Source organism: Spirosoma litoris (assembly GCF_054776755.1).
Genome location: NZ_BAAHBI010000020.1, coordinates 200575 through 219016 on the forward strand (window position 1 = coordinate 200575; position 18442 = coordinate 219016).

General features: G+C 45.9%; 15 protein-coding genes. 11 read left to right on the plus strand and 4 right to left on the minus strand.

The genetic code is table 11. From position 1 onward, the window contains the following. Positions 1–6: 6 nt before the first annotated feature. Both ACYVGR_RS13040 and ACYVGR_RS13045 read left to right on the plus strand, forming a co-directional pair. Positions 7–1515, plus strand: a complete 1509-nt coding sequence (locus ACYVGR_RS13040; RefSeq protein WP_460957231.1) for a TolC family protein — start codon at positions 7–9, stop codon at positions 1513–1515. A gap of 86 nt (positions 1516–1601) precedes the next feature. Next, positions 1602–3017 carry an efflux RND transporter periplasmic adaptor subunit gene (locus ACYVGR_RS13045; RefSeq protein WP_460957233.1) on the plus strand — a complete coding sequence of 472 codons (1416 nt, stop codon included), beginning with the start codon at positions 1602–1604 and terminating at the stop codon, positions 3015–3017. 34 nt (positions 3018–3051) lie between these two features. On the opposite strand, the gene ACYVGR_RS13050 is transcribed toward ACYVGR_RS13045, so the two are convergent. Both ACYVGR_RS13050 and ACYVGR_RS13055 read right to left on the minus strand, forming a co-directional pair. After that, positions 3052–4284: a hypothetical protein gene (locus ACYVGR_RS13050; protein WP_460957235.1), complete on the minus strand. Its 1233-nt coding sequence runs from the start codon at positions 4282–4284 to the stop codon at positions 3052–3054. Further along, positions 4281–6764, minus strand: a complete 2484-nt coding sequence (locus tag ACYVGR_RS13055; protein ID WP_460957237.1) for a DUF2339 domain-containing protein — start codon at positions 6762–6764, stop codon at positions 4281–4283. Before ACYVGR_RS13055 ends, ACYVGR_RS13050 begins: the two co-directional genes overlap by 4 nt. Before the next feature lie 234 nt (positions 6765–6998). On the opposite strand from ACYVGR_RS13055, the gene ACYVGR_RS13060 reads away from it, so the two are divergent. Then, positions 6999–8003 carry an NAD(P)H-dependent glycerol-3-phosphate dehydrogenase gene (locus ACYVGR_RS13060; protein ID WP_460957239.1) on the plus strand — a complete coding sequence of 335 codons (1005 nt, stop codon included), beginning with the start codon at positions 6999–7001 and terminating at the stop codon, positions 8001–8003. A 175-nt stretch (positions 8004–8178) separates the two neighbouring features. On the opposite strand, the gene ACYVGR_RS13065 is transcribed toward ACYVGR_RS13060, so the two are convergent. Beyond that, complete coding sequence (locus ACYVGR_RS13065; RefSeq protein WP_460957241.1) at positions 8179–8370, minus strand: hypothetical protein; 192 nt, start codon at positions 8368–8370, stop codon at positions 8179–8181. A 142-nt stretch (positions 8371–8512) separates the two neighbouring features. Between ACYVGR_RS13065 and ACYVGR_RS13070 the strand changes: the two genes are divergently transcribed. The 5 genes from ACYVGR_RS13070 to ACYVGR_RS13090 all read left to right on the plus strand — a co-directional run bounded on the left by ACYVGR_RS13070 (position 8513) and on the right by ACYVGR_RS13090 (position 11469). After that, the gene (locus tag ACYVGR_RS13070; protein ID WP_460957243.1) at positions 8513–9100 is read left to right on the plus strand and encodes an RNA polymerase sigma factor; all 588 of its coding nucleotides are present in this window, start codon (positions 8513–8515) and stop codon (positions 9098–9100) included. A 98-nt stretch (positions 9101–9198) separates the two neighbouring features. Next, positions 9199–10212, plus strand: coding sequence for a S1C family serine protease (locus ACYVGR_RS13075; protein WP_460957245.1), 1014 nt, complete (start codon positions 9199–9201; stop codon positions 10210–10212). A gap of 102 nt (positions 10213–10314) precedes the next feature. Beyond that, on the plus strand, positions 10315–10596 hold the full coding sequence (locus ACYVGR_RS13080) for a hypothetical protein (protein ID WP_460957247.1): 282 nt from the start codon (positions 10315–10317) through the stop codon (positions 10594–10596). Between the two features lie 130 nt (positions 10597–10726). Beyond that, entirely contained in the window at positions 10727–10975 is a 249-nt protein-coding gene (gene moaD, locus ACYVGR_RS13085; protein ID WP_460957249.1) for a molybdopterin converting factor subunit 1, read from the plus strand. An 83-nt stretch (positions 10976–11058) separates the two neighbouring features. Further along, positions 11059–11469, plus strand: a complete 411-nt coding sequence (locus tag ACYVGR_RS13090; protein WP_460957251.1) for a molybdenum cofactor biosynthesis protein MoaE — start codon at positions 11059–11061, stop codon at positions 11467–11469. A gap of 60 nt (positions 11470–11529) precedes the next feature. Here ACYVGR_RS13090 and ACYVGR_RS13095 read toward each other — a convergent pair whose 3' ends face one another. Continuing rightward, positions 11530–12648: an endonuclease/exonuclease/phosphatase family protein gene (locus ACYVGR_RS13095; protein ID WP_460957253.1), complete on the minus strand. Its 1119-nt coding sequence runs from the start codon at positions 12646–12648 to the stop codon at positions 11530–11532. A 190-nt stretch (positions 12649–12838) separates the two neighbouring features. Here ACYVGR_RS13095 and ACYVGR_RS13100 point away from each other — a divergent pair, with 190 nt between their 5' ends. The 3 genes from ACYVGR_RS13100 (at position 12839) to infB (ending at position 18317) form a co-directional block, all read left to right on the plus strand. Next, entirely contained in the window at positions 12839–13351 is a 513-nt protein-coding gene (locus ACYVGR_RS13100; protein ID WP_460957255.1) for a ribosome maturation factor RimP, read from the plus strand. 108 nt (positions 13352–13459) lie between these two features. Then, on the plus strand, positions 13460–14704 hold the full coding sequence (gene nusA / locus ACYVGR_RS13105) for a transcription termination factor NusA (RefSeq protein WP_460957257.1): 1245 nt from the start codon (positions 13460–13462) through the stop codon (positions 14702–14704). Positions 14705–14876: 172 nt separating this feature from the next. Next, complete coding sequence (gene infB, locus ACYVGR_RS13110) at positions 14877–18317, plus strand: translation initiation factor IF-2 (protein WP_460957259.1); 3441 nt, start codon at positions 14877–14879, stop codon at positions 18315–18317. Positions 18318–18442: the final 125 nt, after the last annotated feature.

Here is an 18442-nt window from a genome sequence, read left to right on the forward strand (position 1 = left end):
ATGTGTATGCAGCGCAAGCTTTTTTTAGGAATCGGAATCGTGGGTTGTTTGCTGTCGGTAAGCGTAACAGGCTTACAGGCGCAGAGCGTACCGGGAGCCGTATCGCCAGGCGCGACTACCGGCAAAGCGGATACGTTACCCGTGCTGAGTTTACCGCAGTGTATCGACATTGCCCTAAAAAATAACATCACCGTTCGTCAGGGACAATTGCAGGTACAAAGCAGCCAACTGCAATTAAAACAATCCAAGTTTAACCAACTGCCTTCCGTCAATGGCTTTGCTTCGCAGGGCTTTAGCTCGGGTCGGAACATTAACCCCAGTACAAACCAGTTCGTCGATGTAGGGGTTCGGTCGAATAACTTTCAGCTTTCGGGTTCGATGCCTGTTTTTCAGGGATACCAATTACGAAACCTGATTCGCCAAAATCAGACCATCGTTAAGGCGAGTGAAAAAGAACTGGATGCGACTGAAAATACCGTTATTCTCAACGTCATTCAGCAATATTTAGCTGTGCTGACAGGGGCTGAGCAATTGACAGTTGCGAAACGGCAGGCCGAAACATCACAACTACAGGTAGAACGTACCCAAAAATTAGTGAATGCTGGTTCGGCACCCGAAGCGAACCTGTTTGAAATCAAGGCTACACTGGCCAATGATGAACTGGCGGTAGTCAACGCACAGAATACAGTTGATCTGGCAAAATTAGCGTTGCTTCAGGCAATGAATTTGCCCGGTGGCCAGGCTTTTGAAATCGAGTACATCAAATTACCTGATCCTCGTATAGAAGGGTATACCGCCACCGCTTTGCAGGTTTATGAAGCCGCGTTGGCAACACAACCTCAGATTATTGCAGCCGACCTTCGTACCGAAAGTGCCCGTATTGGTATTGATGTGGCTAAAGCAGGTCTTTATCCAAGACTTACGCTGAGCGGTAATTTATCGTCAATTTATTCGACGGTAGGTCTTCAGCGGTTTATTGCTGATGGAACAACGGTGCAGAATAAAACAGATGCGAATGTTATTATTGCTGGTACCACACAGCCGGTTACTATTATCACCACTTCGCCAGGCGGAACGTACCAGACCTACGGTTTTTTTGAACAAATAAGCAATAACCTCAACCGGGGTGTATCGCTTAATTTGAACATTCCTATTTTTACGAATCGCCAGTATCGTACCAACGTAACCACGGCTATTATTCAGCAGCAGACTGCACAACTTACTGCCGATAATACGCGTCTGCAACTACGTCAGCAAATCGAAACGGCTTACACCAACTTGCTAGCTGCATCGAACCGTTACCGCGCTACGGATGCATCGGTTTCGTCGCTGGAGCGGGCGTTTAAAGCAGCCGAAAGTCGTTTCAATGCCGGAGCGATCAATGCCGTTGATTACAGCCTTGCCAAGCTTCGATACGATAATGCTCGTGCGCAATTAGTGCAGGCTAAATACGATTATGTGTTCAGAACCAAAATTTTAGATTTTTACCAAAATAAACCGCTTAGTTTTAACTAGTGAAAGAGCGAAAGAATGAAAGAGTGAAAGGCTATGGTAAGTAGTTTCACTCTTTGGCTCTTTCACTCTTTCGCTCTTTCCCTACTATGAAGAAGAAGTCAAATCGTATTTGGTGGATATTAGGAGGACTGGTGGTCCTGATTGTAGGTGGTCTGTTTGCTGCTAAGCAGACTGGGTTAATCGGGAAACCACAAGCAACAGAAGTTGATTTTGCGTCGGTTAAACGGCTCGATATTACGGAGCGAGTCAGTGCTTCGGGCCGTGTTCAGCCGCAAGTTGAGGTAAAAATAAGTCCCGATGTATCGGGCGAAATTATTGGCCTTTATGTTAATGAAGGCGATCCGGTTAAAGCCGGTCAGTTGTTATGCCGTATTCGCCCCGATAACTACGAGTCGCTGCTGGCACGTGCCAAGGCAACTGTCAATCAAAGCCGGGCGCAATTAGAACAGTCAAAAGCTTCAGTAGCGCAGTCAGGCGCACGGCTCATCCGGGCTAAAGCCGACTATGACCGTAACCGTAAACTCTTCGCCGATAAAGTAATTTCTTCCTCCGATCTGGAGACCAGCGAAGCCAATTACAACGTTGCCAAACAGGAAGTAGAAGCGGCCAACGCTAACGTTCGGGCGTCGCAGTTTAACATTCAGAGTGCGGAAGCCAGCCTGCGCGATGCGACCGAGAACCTCCGTAAAACAACAATCTATTCACCTGTAAACGGAACAGTATCGAAACTGAATGTCGAGCTGGGCGAACGGGTAGTAGGTACCTCGCAAATGGCCGGTACCGAAATCATGCGAATCGCCAATCTTCAAAATATGGAAGTTCGGGTGAATGTCAATGAAAACGACATCGTGCGTGTGAACCTGGGCGATACGGCTGATATTGAGGTGGATTCGTACACAACAGCCGGGCGCAAATTCAAAGGCGTTGTCTATGAAATTGGCAATACTGCCAATGGGCTGACCAGTGCCTCTGGGGCTGCCTCATCAGTATCAACCGATGCGGTAACTGAGTTTGAGGTGAAAGTGAAAATCCTGAATAATTCGTACGCTGATCTACTCGCTGAAAAAGATAAAAAAGGCTATCCCTTTAAGCCAGGAATGACGGCTTCGGTGGAAATCCTGACAGATCGAAAATCAAATGTGTTATCGGTGCCAATTGCTGCCGTCACAACCCGAAGTGCCGACTCAACGGCCATCGACACGGAGAAGATGAAGGACAATAGTAATGGTACGGTTGAAGAAAAACCCGCTGCTCAGGCTGAAAAGAAAGACAAGCCTAAAGAAATTGTCTTCGTGAATGTAGGCGGTAAGGCTACCCAGCGTGAGGTGAAAACGGGCATCAGTGATTTTGAGAACATCGAAGTTCTGTCGGGTCTAAAAGAGGGTGAACAAATTATTTCAGGACCGTTCATCGCTGTATCGAAAAAGCTTAAAAACGGTGAACTCGTCGTTAAGCGAGACCCTAAGAAGAATAAGAAGAAGGAAGATGAGAAAGAAAATTAGGTCTGACTTTTAAACCTATAAGGTTTTCAAAACCTTATAGGTTTGGCGTCTCCCCCATCTCCCGGAGCATCCGATACGACATTACGCCCAATAGCAGCAATACCAAACCGAGAGCAGGCCAGATAATTCGACTATCGCTGAAAAATGAACCTGGTTGTTCGTGATTGGAATCAATTGGCTGCAAAGTGCCAATATTAATAACAGGCTGATTAACAGGGATAATGGGCTTAAACGGAGTCAGATCATAAATCGGACTAGCCATATTGTCTGCTAAGAAATGAAGCTGATAGGATTGGCCAGCCGTTAGATTAGCCAGCAGATAGGTGGTTAACTGATACGCCCGAACGTCCCGAATGACGAGTGGAGGGTTATCATCGTTGGCTATGACAAGAAACAAATCGTTGGCTTTTATACCCGGAAGGTCTACCTCGTTACTATCGGCTAAACTCAAGTCAAACGTCCGAATGATCTCGAACCAGTGATCAATACGACCACGCTTTAGCTTTCGGGTGCGAAACTGCCCAATACTGGCCTGACGACGGAAAGGGGTAGTCGCTTTAACAAAAATTGTAAGCTTATCAAATCGGGTGCCCTTTGAAGGCGCCAGACGAATATATGAGTGTCGGTCGCTACTGTCGCGTTGGGCAAACGATAAGTTTGGAATAGCTGTGTAAGCGCCCGAAGAAAGTACTGACTGATAGTAGCCGATTCGCAGAATATTTAACGGAGTACTGAGTGAATCGTTGATTGTCAGCTTGTAATACGTGTAATCGCTCAACGGGAAGCTAATGTGCTTCATCTGTGTTGTCGTCGAATTCTGACTTGGGCTTATCCAGATATCGTCGTCGATGCCATACCAGCTTTTCGCATCCGAACTGCCACTTAGCTGGGCCTTTTTACGCACATTCGTATTCTTGATGGCAAGCTCCAGTACATTAATAGGTCGTTTTGTTTGGTTTCGAATTACCAGTGTTGTCGACACATTTGGGCGTAATTGTTTATTGACCAACTCATAGTCGGTAAAAGGCACTTTTGAGGTGGGCTGTTCTCGGATTAGTAGATAGGGTGTTTCCTGATGTTGGCTGTCATAAAGCCGTATATCGGTCAGGTTGGCATTTAAATGGCCAACTACATCAGGCGGTAGCAGAATTCGCTGAAAACCTGACTGCTGAACAGGATTGACCGAAGCCTGAAACCGGAATGATTGCGCTTGCCCAGCTATCGATAGCATCAAGCCTGATAGTAGGAGACAGATTCGTTTAGTCATAGTTCTTCAGAAACGGATTGTGTGGAATCGACGTCAAGAATCAATCGTTTGATACGTTGATACATAAATGAAATAAGGAGCAGCAGCACTCCCAGAGAAATAAAAGCTGCGATTCGTCCACCTTCTGAAATACCATTAAGGTCATGGAGGAACAACTTCAGGAGTGTTAGGGCGAATAGGCTCAGTGAAATGATACGAAACTGACGATTCTTGAGCCTGAATCCCAGATACATAAAGGCAAATGCGCAAATGCCCCACAAAATCGGTAAGCCTACTTTGTTAATTTGCTCCAACAGCGCATAATATTCGGTATAGACATCAATTTTTTGCGTGTTCGACGTCGGTATACTCGTTCCTGAAAAATGGAAATACACCACATGCGCATACAATTCCGAACTGGCCGTATAGACCAACACGAATCCCACAAACCAGGGCCAGATATACCCAACAAACGAGGGAAGTGGTTCTAACTGGGGTCGAAGTGTATTTAACAGAACTAGCAGGCCAATGACACAAAGCAGGCTTAGGTAATGAACTGGGAAACCAATAAGGCTAGCGTCATCTCCCTGGAAATAAGCCGCTAACGAATCGTGTAGGGCTGGATCAAAATAAATTACGAATAAGATTAGAAGACTAACCCCGAATCCAGAAGCCTGCAGTAAACTGCTCCGTAACGTGTCTCGACGGGCAATTAGCAACAAACCTATGGCAAAGAGTAAATTATACGTGCCCAATAGAACCTTGCGGTTGGCATCGAACCCCAAGGTATGAGTGGCCTGATAATCAAGCTCACATACACCCGAAAAATAAACGAGGATAATCGTCAGGTAGCTGATGATGTATTGGTACGTGGTCACACTCAATTGACCTAACCAGAAATGAAATGGCGAACGCTGGCTTTGGAGTAATCGACGGGTTGTTACCAGACTACTAATGGCAATCAGGCTGGTGATAAATGCTTTGTTGAATACGACCCGAAGTAGGGGAGTTGCTTCATCCAAATAAAGCGTCGTCCAGTCCAGTAGCAAACTAATAAGCATCAGGCCCATGACAAGTATAGACGCAGTTGCCAGCATCGCTAAGCCAGATCGCTGGGCTAACCATAGTAACAGAACGGCTTCCAGCGCCCAAAACATGGTAATGAAATTGCCATCCAGTTGGACCGGAATTGTCAGGCTGGCAAACGTAACGACCAGACCGATTAACAAATAAATCAGTGTGCGATCAATTGCCTCGCGTCGATAGAGGAAAGTGGCGAGACCAAAATTGACAACGGCTAGTCCGGCCGTAAACAGCCCCTGATAAGCGCCTTGATTCACATTCGCCAGAAGATACATACCAGCTGCGTAATAAAAAGCTGTATTGCTCAAGAGCAGGCTAATCTCCACCGCCGAAAATTTAGCTTGTTGTTTCAGGTTATAAATCAGGTTCATCGCCATAAAAACAGCGTAGAATAGCGTGGCGAAGATCAATCCACCAGCATAAGGCGCATTCGCTTGTCCCTGAATTTTTTCGCCCAGAAATAGGCTGTAGAGCAATACGGTAAATCCATAAGCCACGAAATGAACAATTGTCCACTTCTTAAAATAGGCCAGCACCAACATTCCGCAGTCTAAAATGAGGATATAGGTAAGGAGTACAACATAGTTTCCTTCGCCAGAGCTTACCATAAAAGGCGTGGCAAACCCACCAATGAGCGACATTACGGCCAATTCTGAACGGTTATAGCTAATGGACAACAGGACTGCAAAGCCTGTTATCACGATCATGATCAGAAATGCAGCCGTTTGACTGAAAATCTTGTAATCCGAAAACGCAATGGCAATCGTGAAATAAAGTACAGACAGGCCACCCGCCACCAACACCGAACTAAAGGCTGTAAAAGTGTTCCGAATTCGATGGGCGATTCCCAATAATAATCCGCCCGCCAGAACACCAATGAATACTCGACCAATTTCGTTGATCCAATGCTGATCGATGGCAAATTTTACGAAATACCCAATACCAGCCACCAGAATCGCAATCCCAATTTTGTTGATGAGATTTTCGCCAATAAATTTTTCGAGATCTGGGTTTTCGACGAGGAAACGCTGGAAAAATGAAGGTTTTGGAGTTGGTTGGACAACAGGTTCGGGGGCAACTGGCTGAACGGTAATAGGCTCAGATTGAGGTGCTATTTCGTGTATGGATACCGGTTCCGTTGCGAGAATAGACTGTGGTTCTGGCTCGGTGCTTGGCTCTATTATCGGTGGTATCAGTGGTACGACAACCGTTACTGGGGCCTGTTCAACGATAGGCTCAATCGGTTGTTCAGCTACTGAAGCAGGCCGACTACGTAGCTCTTTCTGAAACGCCAGTAATTCAGCACGTAACTGGCTTATTACCGTATTCTGGAGATTAACAGCGTCTTTAACGGCGCTAAACTGTTTATTCCCAACAACAACCAGTATCAATAACAGTACAAGCAGAAATAGCTCCATGATCGTGTAAGTGGCAGGTTTAGAAGACTATCGACGATAGTACGCGAGCAAATATGCAAAAAATAGCCACCAGCCTGATGAACTACCTTTCCATAAGCTATACAACTTAGTCTTCGGTAAGCAGATGCCATTTAATAGGTTTCATTCAGCTATTTCTTTTAAGACCAGCACCAACCGAATAGACAACCGATAGAGCCTGTACTGACTCTCCGCCTTTCTTCCTTACTTTGCCTTATGAAAGTAACTCAACCCATTCGGCTGACAATGGTAGGAGGAGGAAGCTGGGCCACTGCGCTCGTCAAAATCCTCTCCGAGAATAACGTCAGTGTTAAATGGTGGCTTCGCAAATCGCCTGATGCGGAACACATCAAGAAATTCGGACATAATCCCAGTTATCTGAGCGATGTGCAGATCAACACCCGTAAAGTGAAGGTTTGTACGAAAATTCGGGAGGCTTTTCGGGATAGTGAATATATTATTCTGGCGGTACCAGCGGCTTTTATAGGGGATGCGCTTACGGGGCTGAAACCAGAACATTTTGCCGGAAAGTCGGTCGTATCGGCCATTAAAGGTATGATTCCCGGTGCCAATCAATTAGTAACCGATTGGGTTAGTGAACAATATAACGTGCCAACTGGCCAGATGGCGGTCATTGCTGGTCCCTGCCACGCAGAAGAGGTCGCTCTTGAAAAGCAATCTTATTTAACCATTGCTTCGCAAGATCCCACTTGTGCAGAACGCGTTGCCGAATTACTGCGCTGCCGCTTTGTGCAAACAACACCTGTGGATGATATTTATGGAATTGAGTACAGCGCTGTCATGAAGAATATCATTGCGCTGGCTTGTGGTATCACGCGCGGTCTAGGCTATGGCGATAATTTTCAGGCCGTTTTGGTGTCTAATGCTATGCAGGAAATCAAACGGTTTGTCGATGCCATTTATCCCAAACATCGTGACCTAAGTGGTTCGGCCTATCTCGGCGACTTACTCGTAACGGCCTACTCACCTTTTAGCCGAAATCGTACATTTGGTACCTTAATTGGGCGAGGATATACCATTCAATCGGCTCAGGCAGAGATGAATATGATTGCCGAGGGATACTATGCTGTTAAGAGCATTTATGAAATCAATCGGAAATTTGGAGTCGATATGCCCATTACCAATGCCGTTTACAACATTTTGTACGAACGGGCAGCTCCAACCGGCGAAATGAATGTGTTGAAGGGATTGTTGACATGAAAATATTGTTTCAGGTTCCAGGTTCAATGTTCCCTCCTGCAAACCTGAAACATTGAACCTGAAACTTGAAACATTGAACCTGCAACAATAAAAAAGCCCCCAGATAAGTCCGGGAGCTCTTATATCGTTATAGCGGTGTCGGCAAAATTTACCGGCAGTTGTGCCTTAGCAAAAATTACTTCGCGCTATCAGCAGACATCGTCGAAGCAGAATCCGTAGCCATCGTCGAATCCGTAGCCATCGTCGAAGAAGAATCCGTCGTCGTGGTGGTGGTCGTTTCGGTGCTTTCGGTCTTTTTCGAGCTGCAAGACGTAGCCAGGGCGATCATAGCCATGAAAAAGAAGGCGGATTTCGTGATTGCTTTCATAGTTTTGGAAATGTTTTCGTTTAAGTGATTACTGATTAATGTCAGTGTTAATACTCCATAGAGAAAAAGGTAACCCAATATTTTTTAAATTTTTTTTGGGTTACGTTTCGGCCACTTTTGTATTAAGTAATGACTCAACTCAATGAAGGAAGGTAGGCAACCCATATTAACGGATGAGGAGTTGCTTACGGGTTTAGCCAGTGGCTCCGACAGCGCCTTGATGCAGTTATACCGCCGGTACTTTCCGATGGTACTTCATTTTGTGACCAGTAACAATGGGAGCGAAGATGATGCCAAGGATATTTACCAGGAGTCGTTAATTGTGCTGTATGAGAAGGTGAGGAGTGGTTCGTTGGAGTTGCATTGCCAATTGAAAACCTACTTGTATTCGATAGGCAGACGTTTATGGCTCAAACAGTTGGCTCAACGAAATCGATTCGTCGTGCGTGATGTGGAAACTCCGGTTTCGAATGAACTGGCAGTTGACAACCTGAACGACGATCTGGCTGATCATGAAGAGCGTGATCGGCAATTTGACCTGATGGCTGACTCACTCGACCGGCTTGGTGAGCCTTGTCGGACGTTATTAGATGATTTTTACATCCAGCATCTGAGTATGCAGGAGATTACCGAAAAGTTTGGCTATACCAATGCCGATAACGCCAAGACGCAGAAGTATAAATGTCTGATGCGCCTGAAACGACTCTTCTTTTCGGAGTACAAACAGTGAAAGTTATATAGTTATGAAGTCACATAGGTATAAAGTTGATAAATGCGTCAGCCAACTCTATAACTAATGACCCTATAGCTCTAAAACTATTAGTAGAGATGAACGAGGAAAAAGACATTGAGAACGCGCTCCGGGCTTATGGTGAACGAATTCGCTTTAAGCAACGGTTAGCGAAAATTCAGGCCGGAGTTGATATGAACGCGATGCGCCGTGAAGCTGATGCTTATCAGTCTGGAACGGAGCAGCCTGGAAAAGTTCGTAATATGTGGCATGCTTACCGTACCACATTGGCAGTAGCCGCATCAGCAGCTATTATAACTACGTTCGGCTCAATTTTCCTGTATCGTTCCTATCAGCAAAGCCATCAGCAAGAACAGCAATATAGCCAGTTAAGTAAAGAGATTCAGGCAGTTAAATCATATCAGCGTAAAATGCAGAGTGATTTGAATGGCCGGGGGCGTGGCTTGAGCATTAATCCGGCCCAAGTATCGGGTTCGGGCTTTTTGCTAACTGGAGATGGGTATTTTGTAACGAACAATCACATTGTTCGGGATGCCGACTCTGTTTATGTGCAAAGCACCAAAGGCGAAGTGTATAAAGCCCGCGTCGTTTACGCGGATAAAACACACGATCTGGCATTTCTGCAACTTTGCGACGACAGTGCGTTTCGTACACTGCCTCCCGTTCCGTATGGTTTCGAAGCTCGCCCTTCTGACCTTGGCGAACGTGTTTATACCCTAGGATATCCTCGTGAAGAAATTGTTTATGGCGAGGGTTATCTGAGTTCCGGTACAGGTTATCGGGGCGATTCGACGGCGTATCAGGTTGCTATTGGAGTGAATCCAGGTAACTCAGGCGGCCCGTTGTTAGACGAACAGGGAAATGTTATCGGAATTATCAGCGGTAAACAAACTACGTCAGAGGGTGTGAGTTTTGCCGTAAAAACCAATTACCTGCTCGAAGCCCTGAACAATATTCCCCCAGATTCGCTAAGAGGTCAGCCGCTGCGCCTGAACAAGAAAAATACGTTAGCGAAGCTGCCCCGAAAAAAGCAAATTAAGCGGATGCAGGATTACGTATATCAGGTTAAAGTATTCAAACACAAGGAGTAAGATATGAGGAGGGCCGAACTTCATACTACGGAAGTTTTTGACCCCTTAAACATTTGACTCGTTCAGGATGTTGTTGAGAACGAAACTAGTTACTCAACGACCATGAAAAAGATAATGATGCTGGCTTTTACGCTAGTTCTTTCAACCGCAGTTTTATTCGCTCAGGATACAAAAGAAAAAGCGAAAGAAGCCGCTCATCAGGCAAAAGAGACGACAAAAGCAACTGGTAGAAAAATAGGCCGGGAAGCTGATAAAGCAGGCGATAAAGTATCAAAAGCAGCTAAAAATACCAAGGAAGACGTAAAAGAGGGAACCGACAAAGCCCTCGATAAGGCTGACCGGAAAATGAAGAAGGCTGAAAAGAAGATGAATGATTCGAAATAAATGTCGATTCTACCCTACAAAGGTGCCACTAGCTAAAAATAGTGGCACCTTTTTTATTGGACCAGAGCGAACTTCAATCAACCGTTGTAGCGTTCTCTACTTAGCTTTATTATTGAGTTTTCATTGATCTATGGATTTACCTGTTTCAGTACTTTTATTCGGCATAACCCGCGATTTAACGGGGCAGTCGACTGTTTCAATTTCTCTAAACCAGAATGCCCAGGTTCGCGATCTACTGAGTCAGTTGCATCAACAATTTCCTGCTTTGGCTGGTATTCGCTCGTTGTTAGTGGCTGTTAATGGAGAATATGCTGAGCCTGATCAGTTATTGAACCGGAACGACGAAATTGCGCTGATTCCGCCTGTCAGTGGAGGGTAGACCAATGGATAAGCCAGAAGGCATGCTGTTGCCTGTTCCGCACAGGAGCCTATATTATCCAGTACACATTTTCTATTATTTCCATGATTACGATTACTGCTGATCCTATTGATATTGCTTCGGCTATGGTCTATTTACAATCAGATCAGGCAGGCGCGATTGATTTATTTCTAGGTGTTGTTCGCGATAATACACAGGAGCGTCCGGTCGATCGGCTTGAGTATGAAGCCTACGATCGCATGGCCATTACTGAAATGGAGAAAATTGCTGATGTCGCTCAACAACGCTGGCCCATTCTACGCTATGCCATTATCCATCGCAAAGGCACGTTGAAAATTGGTGAAATGGCTGTTCTAATCGGTGTATCGACGGCGCATCGGGCTGATGCTTTTGATGCTTGTCGTTACATTATTGATACCATCAAACAAACAGTACCCATCTGGAAAAAAGAAGTATTTCTTGATGGCGAAGAATGGGTGAACGCACACCCGTAAATGATGTATGAAGTAAGATATATGGCGGTGTTTTATAGGCCATACATCCTATTTCATATATCATTTAACTAAGTACGTTCCCACAATAGGATAATGATCGGAGTACTTGATGTAGTTGATCGTTTCGAAATTTAAAACGGGTAATTTCGGATCGTGGAATTGATGGTCGATTCGTATAAAACCGGGTAGGCGATTATAACTAAAGCCAAACCCTCGGCCTGCCTCTTCAAAGGCATTGGGTAGTATCCGATGCAGTCGTTCGTAAACCACACTATAGGGCGTATCGTTATAATCACCAGTGACAATAACGGGATACGGACTATTCTTTATATATTCTTCAACTTTACGGACTTCTTCATTTCGATCAATAAATCCGGTCCGGAGTGCGCTCAATACGCCCCGAGTTTCATGCTGCACTCCTTTTATTTGTTTTTGCCGCAGCACCTTACCCACCCGAATCCCCATTGAATGTAAATGCACATTGATGATGCGAATGGTATCATTGCCCACTTTTACATTAGCCCAAACTACACCGTTATGCATCTCGAATAATTCGCGCCCAGATTCGATAATAGGATAAATAGAAAAGATGGCTACCCCAATATCACCATTGGCTACATGAGCCAGTTCTGGATATAAAAAAGCAGAATAAGGATAGCCCGCTTTCTGAAACCGCCCAACAATATCGTAATCGGGTAGATTGGTTGATGAATAAAATTCCTGAAAACACTTAATGGGCGCGTCGTAGCGTACTATATAATTAAGCGTTCGTCGAATACGGGGCGAACTCTGCGGTAGCCCTATGTACTCCATCTCACCAAAAGACTGCACATTATAGCTGAATACTTTCAGGGTAGTTCCTTGATTAGCTGATTCAGCAGGCTGGTTCCAGACGAAGGTTCGAGACCCGAATAATAAAATACCTATCAGTAACGTAATGCCAGATAGCCAACTTCGCCAGGGCCGTGTGGGAAGCCACAGAAAAACAGTGATAAAGTTTAGGAACCAGGCAACAGGTATTGAAATCATGAGCATACCCGCCAACCAGTGTTCAGTTTGTAGGCTATACAGTAGCCAGTAGGCCAGGCAGGTGTACAATGCCAGAAGCAGGTTAAGCGACCATAAGAGAGACCGGAAAAAAAAAGCTACGAGTTGCCCAACTTGCATTCTTATTGCCATGCTGTCGTCTTTGCGTAAGACAGATACCTTGTAAAAAATCAAAAATAAGCTATAATGACTGGAATGCACAGAGCTCCTCCAAATTGGGGGCTTGCTATGCACGCAGAAACGTATTATCTTTGTGGCACAAAAACCATATGGCATTGATCAAAAAAGGGAGTCGCACTCCCTTTTTTGTTAGCCTTACCTTATGGACGACAAAGCAAAAATAACCGAATTACTTCAGCCTTATCTGAATAACGACCAACTCTACATCGTTGATGTACAGGTAGTTGGTCGTCAGGGTGGTCGCATTAAAGTGACGATTTTGTTAGATAGTGATGCTGGTATTACCATCGATGAGTGTGCCAATATCAGCCGCAAGCTGGGTACACAAATGGATGAAATGAATTTTTTTGGTGAAGCCCCGTTTACGCTTGAAGTTTCATCACCGGGCGTCGACTATCCACTGACATTTCCGCGGCAGTTTGTTCGTAATGTTGGGCGGCAGTTACTTGTTACGCTTAATGAAGGAACTACCCGAAAAGGTAAGCTGGAATCCGTTGCCGACGATCATATCGTGCTGGATATAGAACCCGAAAAGAAGTCGAAGAGTAAAAAGAAAAAGGATGCTGATTTAACTACCGAGGCAGCACCAGTTGGTCCAACGCCAATTGCCTTCGGGGAGATAAAAAAAGCGAATGTAGAAGTATCATTTAAATAGTTTGAAGTTTGTGGTTTGAAGTCCGTAGTTGACAGATGCAGGAATGAAACGCATCCGCTAACTACGAACTACGAACTTTTAACTTCAAACGACAAACTACTAATAAAAATGACCAGTGGACTATTAATCGAATCGTTTGCTGATTTCGCTCGGTCGAAAAATATTGATCGGCCCACCATGATCGCCATACTGGAAGAAGTCTTCCGGACAATGATTCGGAAAAAGTATGGTACTGACGAGAATTTCGATGTGATCATCAATGCTGAAAGTGGCGACCTGGAAATGTGGCGTACACGCGAAATCGTAGATGATGATTCCGAAGATATTTGGGATTATGACAAAATACCCCTCGCCGAAGCGCGTAAAATTCAGGATGACTTCGAAGTAGGCGAACAGGTTGCTGAAGAAGTAAAACTGGAAGATTTCGGCCGTCGGGTAGTTCAAACGGCCCGCCAGACGCTTATTCAGAAGATAAAGGATATGGAAAAAGAACTCCTTTATCAGAAGTATAAAGATCAGGTTGGCGATTTGGTCGGTGCTGAAGTCTATCAATTATTGAAGCACGAGATCATCCTGGTTGATTCAGAAAGTAACGAGTTGAGTTTGCCCCGCACAGAGCAAATTCCGAAAGATCGCTATCGTAAAGGTGAAGCCGTGAAAGCGGTTATTAGCCGAGTAGAGATGATCAACGGAACACCCAAAATTGTGTTGTCGCGGACGTCGCCCGTATTTTTAGAGCGTTTGTTTGAAATTGAAGTGCCCGAAATTTATGACGGTCTGATTTCAATTCGCAAAATTGTTCGGGAGCCCGGCGAACGGGCAAAAGTAGCTGTCGAATCGTATGACGATCGGATTGATCCGGTAGGTGCCTGCGTAGGTATGAAAGGTTCCCGGATTCATGGCATTGTCCGTGAGTTAGGCAACGAAAACATCGACGTGATCAATTACACCGAAAATCTCGAACTGCTGATTAGCCGGGCACTTAGTCCGGCTAAAATTAGCACGATGCAGATTGATCGGGACGCCAAACGTGTATCTGTATTCCTGAAACCGGATCAGGTTTCATTGGCAATTGGTAAGGGCGGCCAGAACATCAAACTGGCTGGTCGACTGGTTGATATGGAAATCGATGTATTCCGCGATAATGAGGGTCAGGAAGACGACGAGGATGTCGATCTGATGGAATTCTCCGATGAAATCGATGAGTGGATGATCAACGAACTTCGCAAAGTAGGTCTCGACACCGCCAAAAGTGTACTGGCGCTTAGCAAAGAAGAACTTGTTCGCCGAACCGATTTGGAAGAAGATACTGTTGAAGAAATTGTGAATATATTGAAACAAGAGTTTGAGTAAGACTAATGAAGAATGGATAATGTAGAATGAAGAATAAAGGCATATCAAGCCCTTTTTTATTCATCACTTTTCACTTTTCACTCTTCATTATCAAAAAGCGGGATTTTTATTGCTGTAAGTGGTGTTCATAAGATACCAACAACCATTAAATTTGCGGAATATAGACCGAAGTATGGCAGAAGAAAAGTCAATGCGCCTAAGCCAAGTGGCAAAAATTCTCAACAAAGGATTATCCTCTGTTGCGGGTAGTCTGTCTGCCAAGGGGTTTAAGGTTGAAATTAATCCTAACACCAAAATCAACATGGAACAGTTGGAGGTGTTAGCGAAGGAGTATAAATCAACGGAACTCCTGAACGGAGCTCGCCGGGCCGAACCGCCGGTTGCGGTCGCCGAGCCACCGCGTTCAAAGGAGGAGGATGTCGTTTTGTACCGTCGTGATGACGCGAGACGTCCAATTGTCGAAAACAAACCAGAATCAGCTCCGGCTGAAGTACCCGCAACGGCTCCAGTAGAGTCGAAACCAATCGTACAAACTGCTCAGACCGGTTTGCCAGGATTGAAAGTTGTAGGTAAAATTGATTTGAATGCCAAACCAGCAGGAGTTACTTCCTCTGTGCCGCAAGCAAAAGTGACGCCACCCCAGGAGGTGAAACCAGTTGAAACGCCGAAACCAACAGTTGCCCCAGTTACACCAACACCTGTTGCAACGGAAACGCCTAAACCAGCAGTAGTGCAACCACCAGTTGCCCCTGTTGTTAAGCCTGAGGTAGAAGCTGTGAAACCTGTGGTGCCAGCACCTCCTGTTGAGGTGAAGCCAGCACCAGTTGCACCTGTTCAGGTAGCAACACCAACTCCGGTCGAAACGCCTACCGTTCCTAAAGAGGTTCCTGCACCGCCAGTAGCTGTTGTTGAGCCAAAGGTAATTGAGACTCCGGCGCCCAAAGTTGAAGCGCCTAAGCTCGTTGTTATTCCTGAGGTACAAAAACCTGCTGCTCGAGCTGAAGCACCGAAGCCGGCAGAGGTTAAACCAAAGCCAGAAACACCACAGGCAAAACCAGCTGATAACGAAGAAGAAGCCCCAACGGAAACCATTCGGGCGGCTGGTAGCCATCAACTTGGTGGACTGAAAATTCTTGGCAAGATTGAATTGCCTGTTAACAACCCACGTCAAGGGGGTGGTAACAGCAATGCCGATAAGAAAAAACGTAAACGGATTCGTGGCGGCCGTGAAGGTGCTGTTGGTAGTACTGCACAGCCAGGACAAGGTGGTGGTCAACAAGGTCAGGGTGGTAATAACCGGAATGACCGTGGTCCGCGTGAAGGCGACCGTGGCCCAGCCAATCGTACCCCTGGTGATCGTCCGCAAGGTGATCGTAACCAGACGGGCGGCAACACCGCACCGCGTGATGGAAATCGTCAGCAAGGTCAAGGTCAGGGTGCTCCACGTGAAGGAGACCGTAACCAGGCTGCTGGCAACCGTAATAATGGGAATAACGGGGGCGGTGGTCAGAATCAGAATGCGAATACCGCCAATCGAGGTGGAGGGCAAGCTGGTGCTGGAAACAATGCCAACAATAATAATAATCGCTCAGGCGGTGGCGGTAATAACGCCAATCGGGGTGGAAACGGCCAGGGCCAAAACCGAAACGATCGGAACAGTGGAGGCAACAACGCTAACCGAGGTGGTGGAAATCGCCGTGAAGCACCAACGCAAGCCGATGTTCGGAAGGCGATTCAGCAAACCAACGCCCGGATGCAGGGCAATACGCCTAACCGTGGTGCCGACCGCCGACGGGATCGTCGGAGCCAGCGCGAAGAGGATCGCCGGTTGTTGAATGAGCAGGAGGAACTGGAAGCAAAAATCCTGAAAGTGACTGAGTTCGTTTCTGCAAACGATCTGGCCTCACTGATGGATGTGTCGATCAACGAAGTTATCTCGGTTTGTTTGAATCTTGGTATGTTCGTTTCGATCAACCAGCGTCTGGATGCAGAAGCGATTACGGTTATCGCCGATGAGTTTGGTTATGACGTTCAATTTATATCGGCAGAAGATGAAACCGAAGCTGGTATTGATGTTGAAGCTGATGAGCCAGATGATTTACAGCCTCGTGCGCCGATCGTAACCATCATGGGTCACGTTGACCACGGTAAAACATCGTTACTTGACTACATCCGTCGCGCTAAAGTAGCGGCTGGTGAAGCAGGGGGGATTACGCAGCACATTGGTGCTTATAGCGTAAAAACCAGCGACGACCGGATGATTACATTCTTAGATACACCGGGTCACGAAGCCTTTACAGCCATGCGTGCTCGGGGTGCTAAAGTAACAGACGTTGTTATTATTGTGATTGCTGCCGATGATAGCATCATGCCACAAACACGTGAAGCAATCAACCACGCCCAAGTTGCTGGTGTACCTATTGTATTTGCTTTCTCGAAAGTAGATAAACCAGGTGCCGATGCCGAAAAAATTCGGGCTGAGCTGGCTTCTATGAACATGCTCGTTGAAGAATGGGGTGGTAAATATCAGGCGCAGGAAATTTCATCGAAATCTGGTTTGGGTGTCGATGACCTACTGGAGAAAGTTCTGCTCGAAGCCGAGCTTCTTGAACTGAAAGCTAACCCAAATCGTCGGGCACTCGGTACAGTCATTGAGGCCTCGCTGGATAAAGGTCGGGGGTATGTATCGACTGTACTGGTTGAAAACGGTACGCTGCGCCAAGGTGATATTATGCTCGTAGGAGCACACTATGGCCGTATTCGGGCAATGACCAACGATCGGGGTGAGCGGATTAAAGAAGCTGGCCCATCAACGCCAGTTCAGATTCTGGGTCTGCCAGGCGCACCGCAGGCAGGCGATAAGTTCAACATAATGGAAACGGACCGCGAGGCCCGCGAAATTGCGAACAAACGGGAGCAACTCCTGCGTGAGCAAACCTTGCGTACTCGCAAACACATTACGCTCGAAGAGATTGGTCGCCGGAAAGCGATTGGTACCTTTAAAGAACTGAATGTAATTGTGAAAGGTGACGTGGATGGTTCGGTCGAAGCGTTGTCAGATTCGCTGCTCCAACTTTCTACGGAAGAGGTTCAAGTGAACATCATCCACAAGGCAGTTGGTCAGATTTCTGAATCCGATGTGCTGTTGGCCTCTGCATCTGATGCGGTTATTGTAGGCTTCCAGGTCCGTCCATCATCAAGTGCCCGTCGTTTAGCTGAGCAGGAGCAGATCGAAATTCGTCTCTACTCAATTATCTACGACGCCATCAACGAGGTGCGCGATGCCATGGAAGGCTTGTTGGCACCAACTGTTGAAGAAGTTATCGTTGGTAATATTGAAGTTCGTGAGGTATTTAAGATTAGTAAAATCGGTACAGTAGCTGGTTGTTACGTAACGGAAGGAAATATCAAGCGAAACAACAAGATTCGAATTATCCGCGACTTTATCGTTATTCATACAGGCGAAATCAGTGCGCTGAAACGCTTTAAGGATGATGTGAATGAAGTGAAGTTCGGCTACGAGTGTGGTTTGAGCATCAAAAACTTCAACGATATCGAAGTAGGTGACGTAATCGAAAGCTTCGAACTGAAAGAAGTAAAACGTACGTTATAGTCCGACCAGGATTGTTGTGATTTAATTGACCGACTTTGATTTTGTAAAAAGGTTTTCACCGAAAAAATCATAGCTAATCAGTTAAATCAAAAAAATCCGGGTTCAGAAACCAAGCCTCAACTGAA

Coding starts and splice junctions, on each gene's coding strand:
- ACYVGR_RS13070 (WP_460957243.1), top strand. CDS start 8,513: ATGAAGGAAGGTAGGCAACCCATATTAACGGATGAGGAGTTGCTTACG.
- ACYVGR_RS13065 (WP_460957241.1), bottom strand. CDS start 8,370: ATGAAAGCAATCACGAAATCCGCCTTCTTTTTCATGGCTATGATCGCC.
- ACYVGR_RS13045 (WP_460957233.1), top strand. CDS start 1,602: ATGAAGAAGAAGTCAAATCGTATTTGGTGGATATTAGGAGGACTGGTG.
- ACYVGR_RS13090 (WP_460957251.1), top strand. CDS start 11,059: ATGATTACGATTACTGCTGATCCTATTGATATTGCTTCGGCTATGGTC.
- ACYVGR_RS13050 (WP_460957235.1), bottom strand. CDS start 4,284: ATGACTAAACGAATCTGTCTCCTACTATCAGGCTTGATGCTATCGATA.
- moaD (WP_460957249.1), top strand. CDS start 10,727: ATGGATTTACCTGTTTCAGTACTTTTATTCGGCATAACCCGCGATTTA.
- ACYVGR_RS13040 (WP_460957231.1), top strand. CDS start 7: ATGCAGCGCAAGCTTTTTTTAGGAATCGGAATCGTGGGTTGTTTGCTG.
- ACYVGR_RS13080 (WP_460957247.1), top strand. CDS start 10,315: ATGAAAAAGATAATGATGCTGGCTTTTACGCTAGTTCTTTCAACCGCA.
- ACYVGR_RS13055 (WP_460957237.1), bottom strand. CDS start 6,764: ATGGAGCTATTTCTGCTTGTACTGTTATTGATACTGGTTGTTGTTGGG.
- nusA (WP_460957257.1), top strand. CDS start 13,460: ATGACCAGTGGACTATTAATCGAATCGTTTGCTGATTTCGCTCGGTCG.
- ACYVGR_RS13060 (WP_460957239.1), top strand. CDS start 6,999: ATGAAAGTAACTCAACCCATTCGGCTGACAATGGTAGGAGGAGGAAGC.
- ACYVGR_RS13100 (WP_460957255.1), top strand. CDS start 12,839: ATGGACGACAAAGCAAAAATAACCGAATTACTTCAGCCTTATCTGAAT.
- infB (WP_460957259.1), top strand. CDS start 14,877: ATGGCAGAAGAAAAGTCAATGCGCCTAAGCCAAGTGGCAAAAATTCTC.
- ACYVGR_RS13075 (WP_460957245.1), top strand. CDS start 9,199: ATGAACGAGGAAAAAGACATTGAGAACGCGCTCCGGGCTTATGGTGAA.
- ACYVGR_RS13095 (WP_460957253.1), bottom strand. CDS start 12,648: ATGGCAATAAGAATGCAAGTTGGGCAACTCGTAGCTTTTTTTTTCCGG.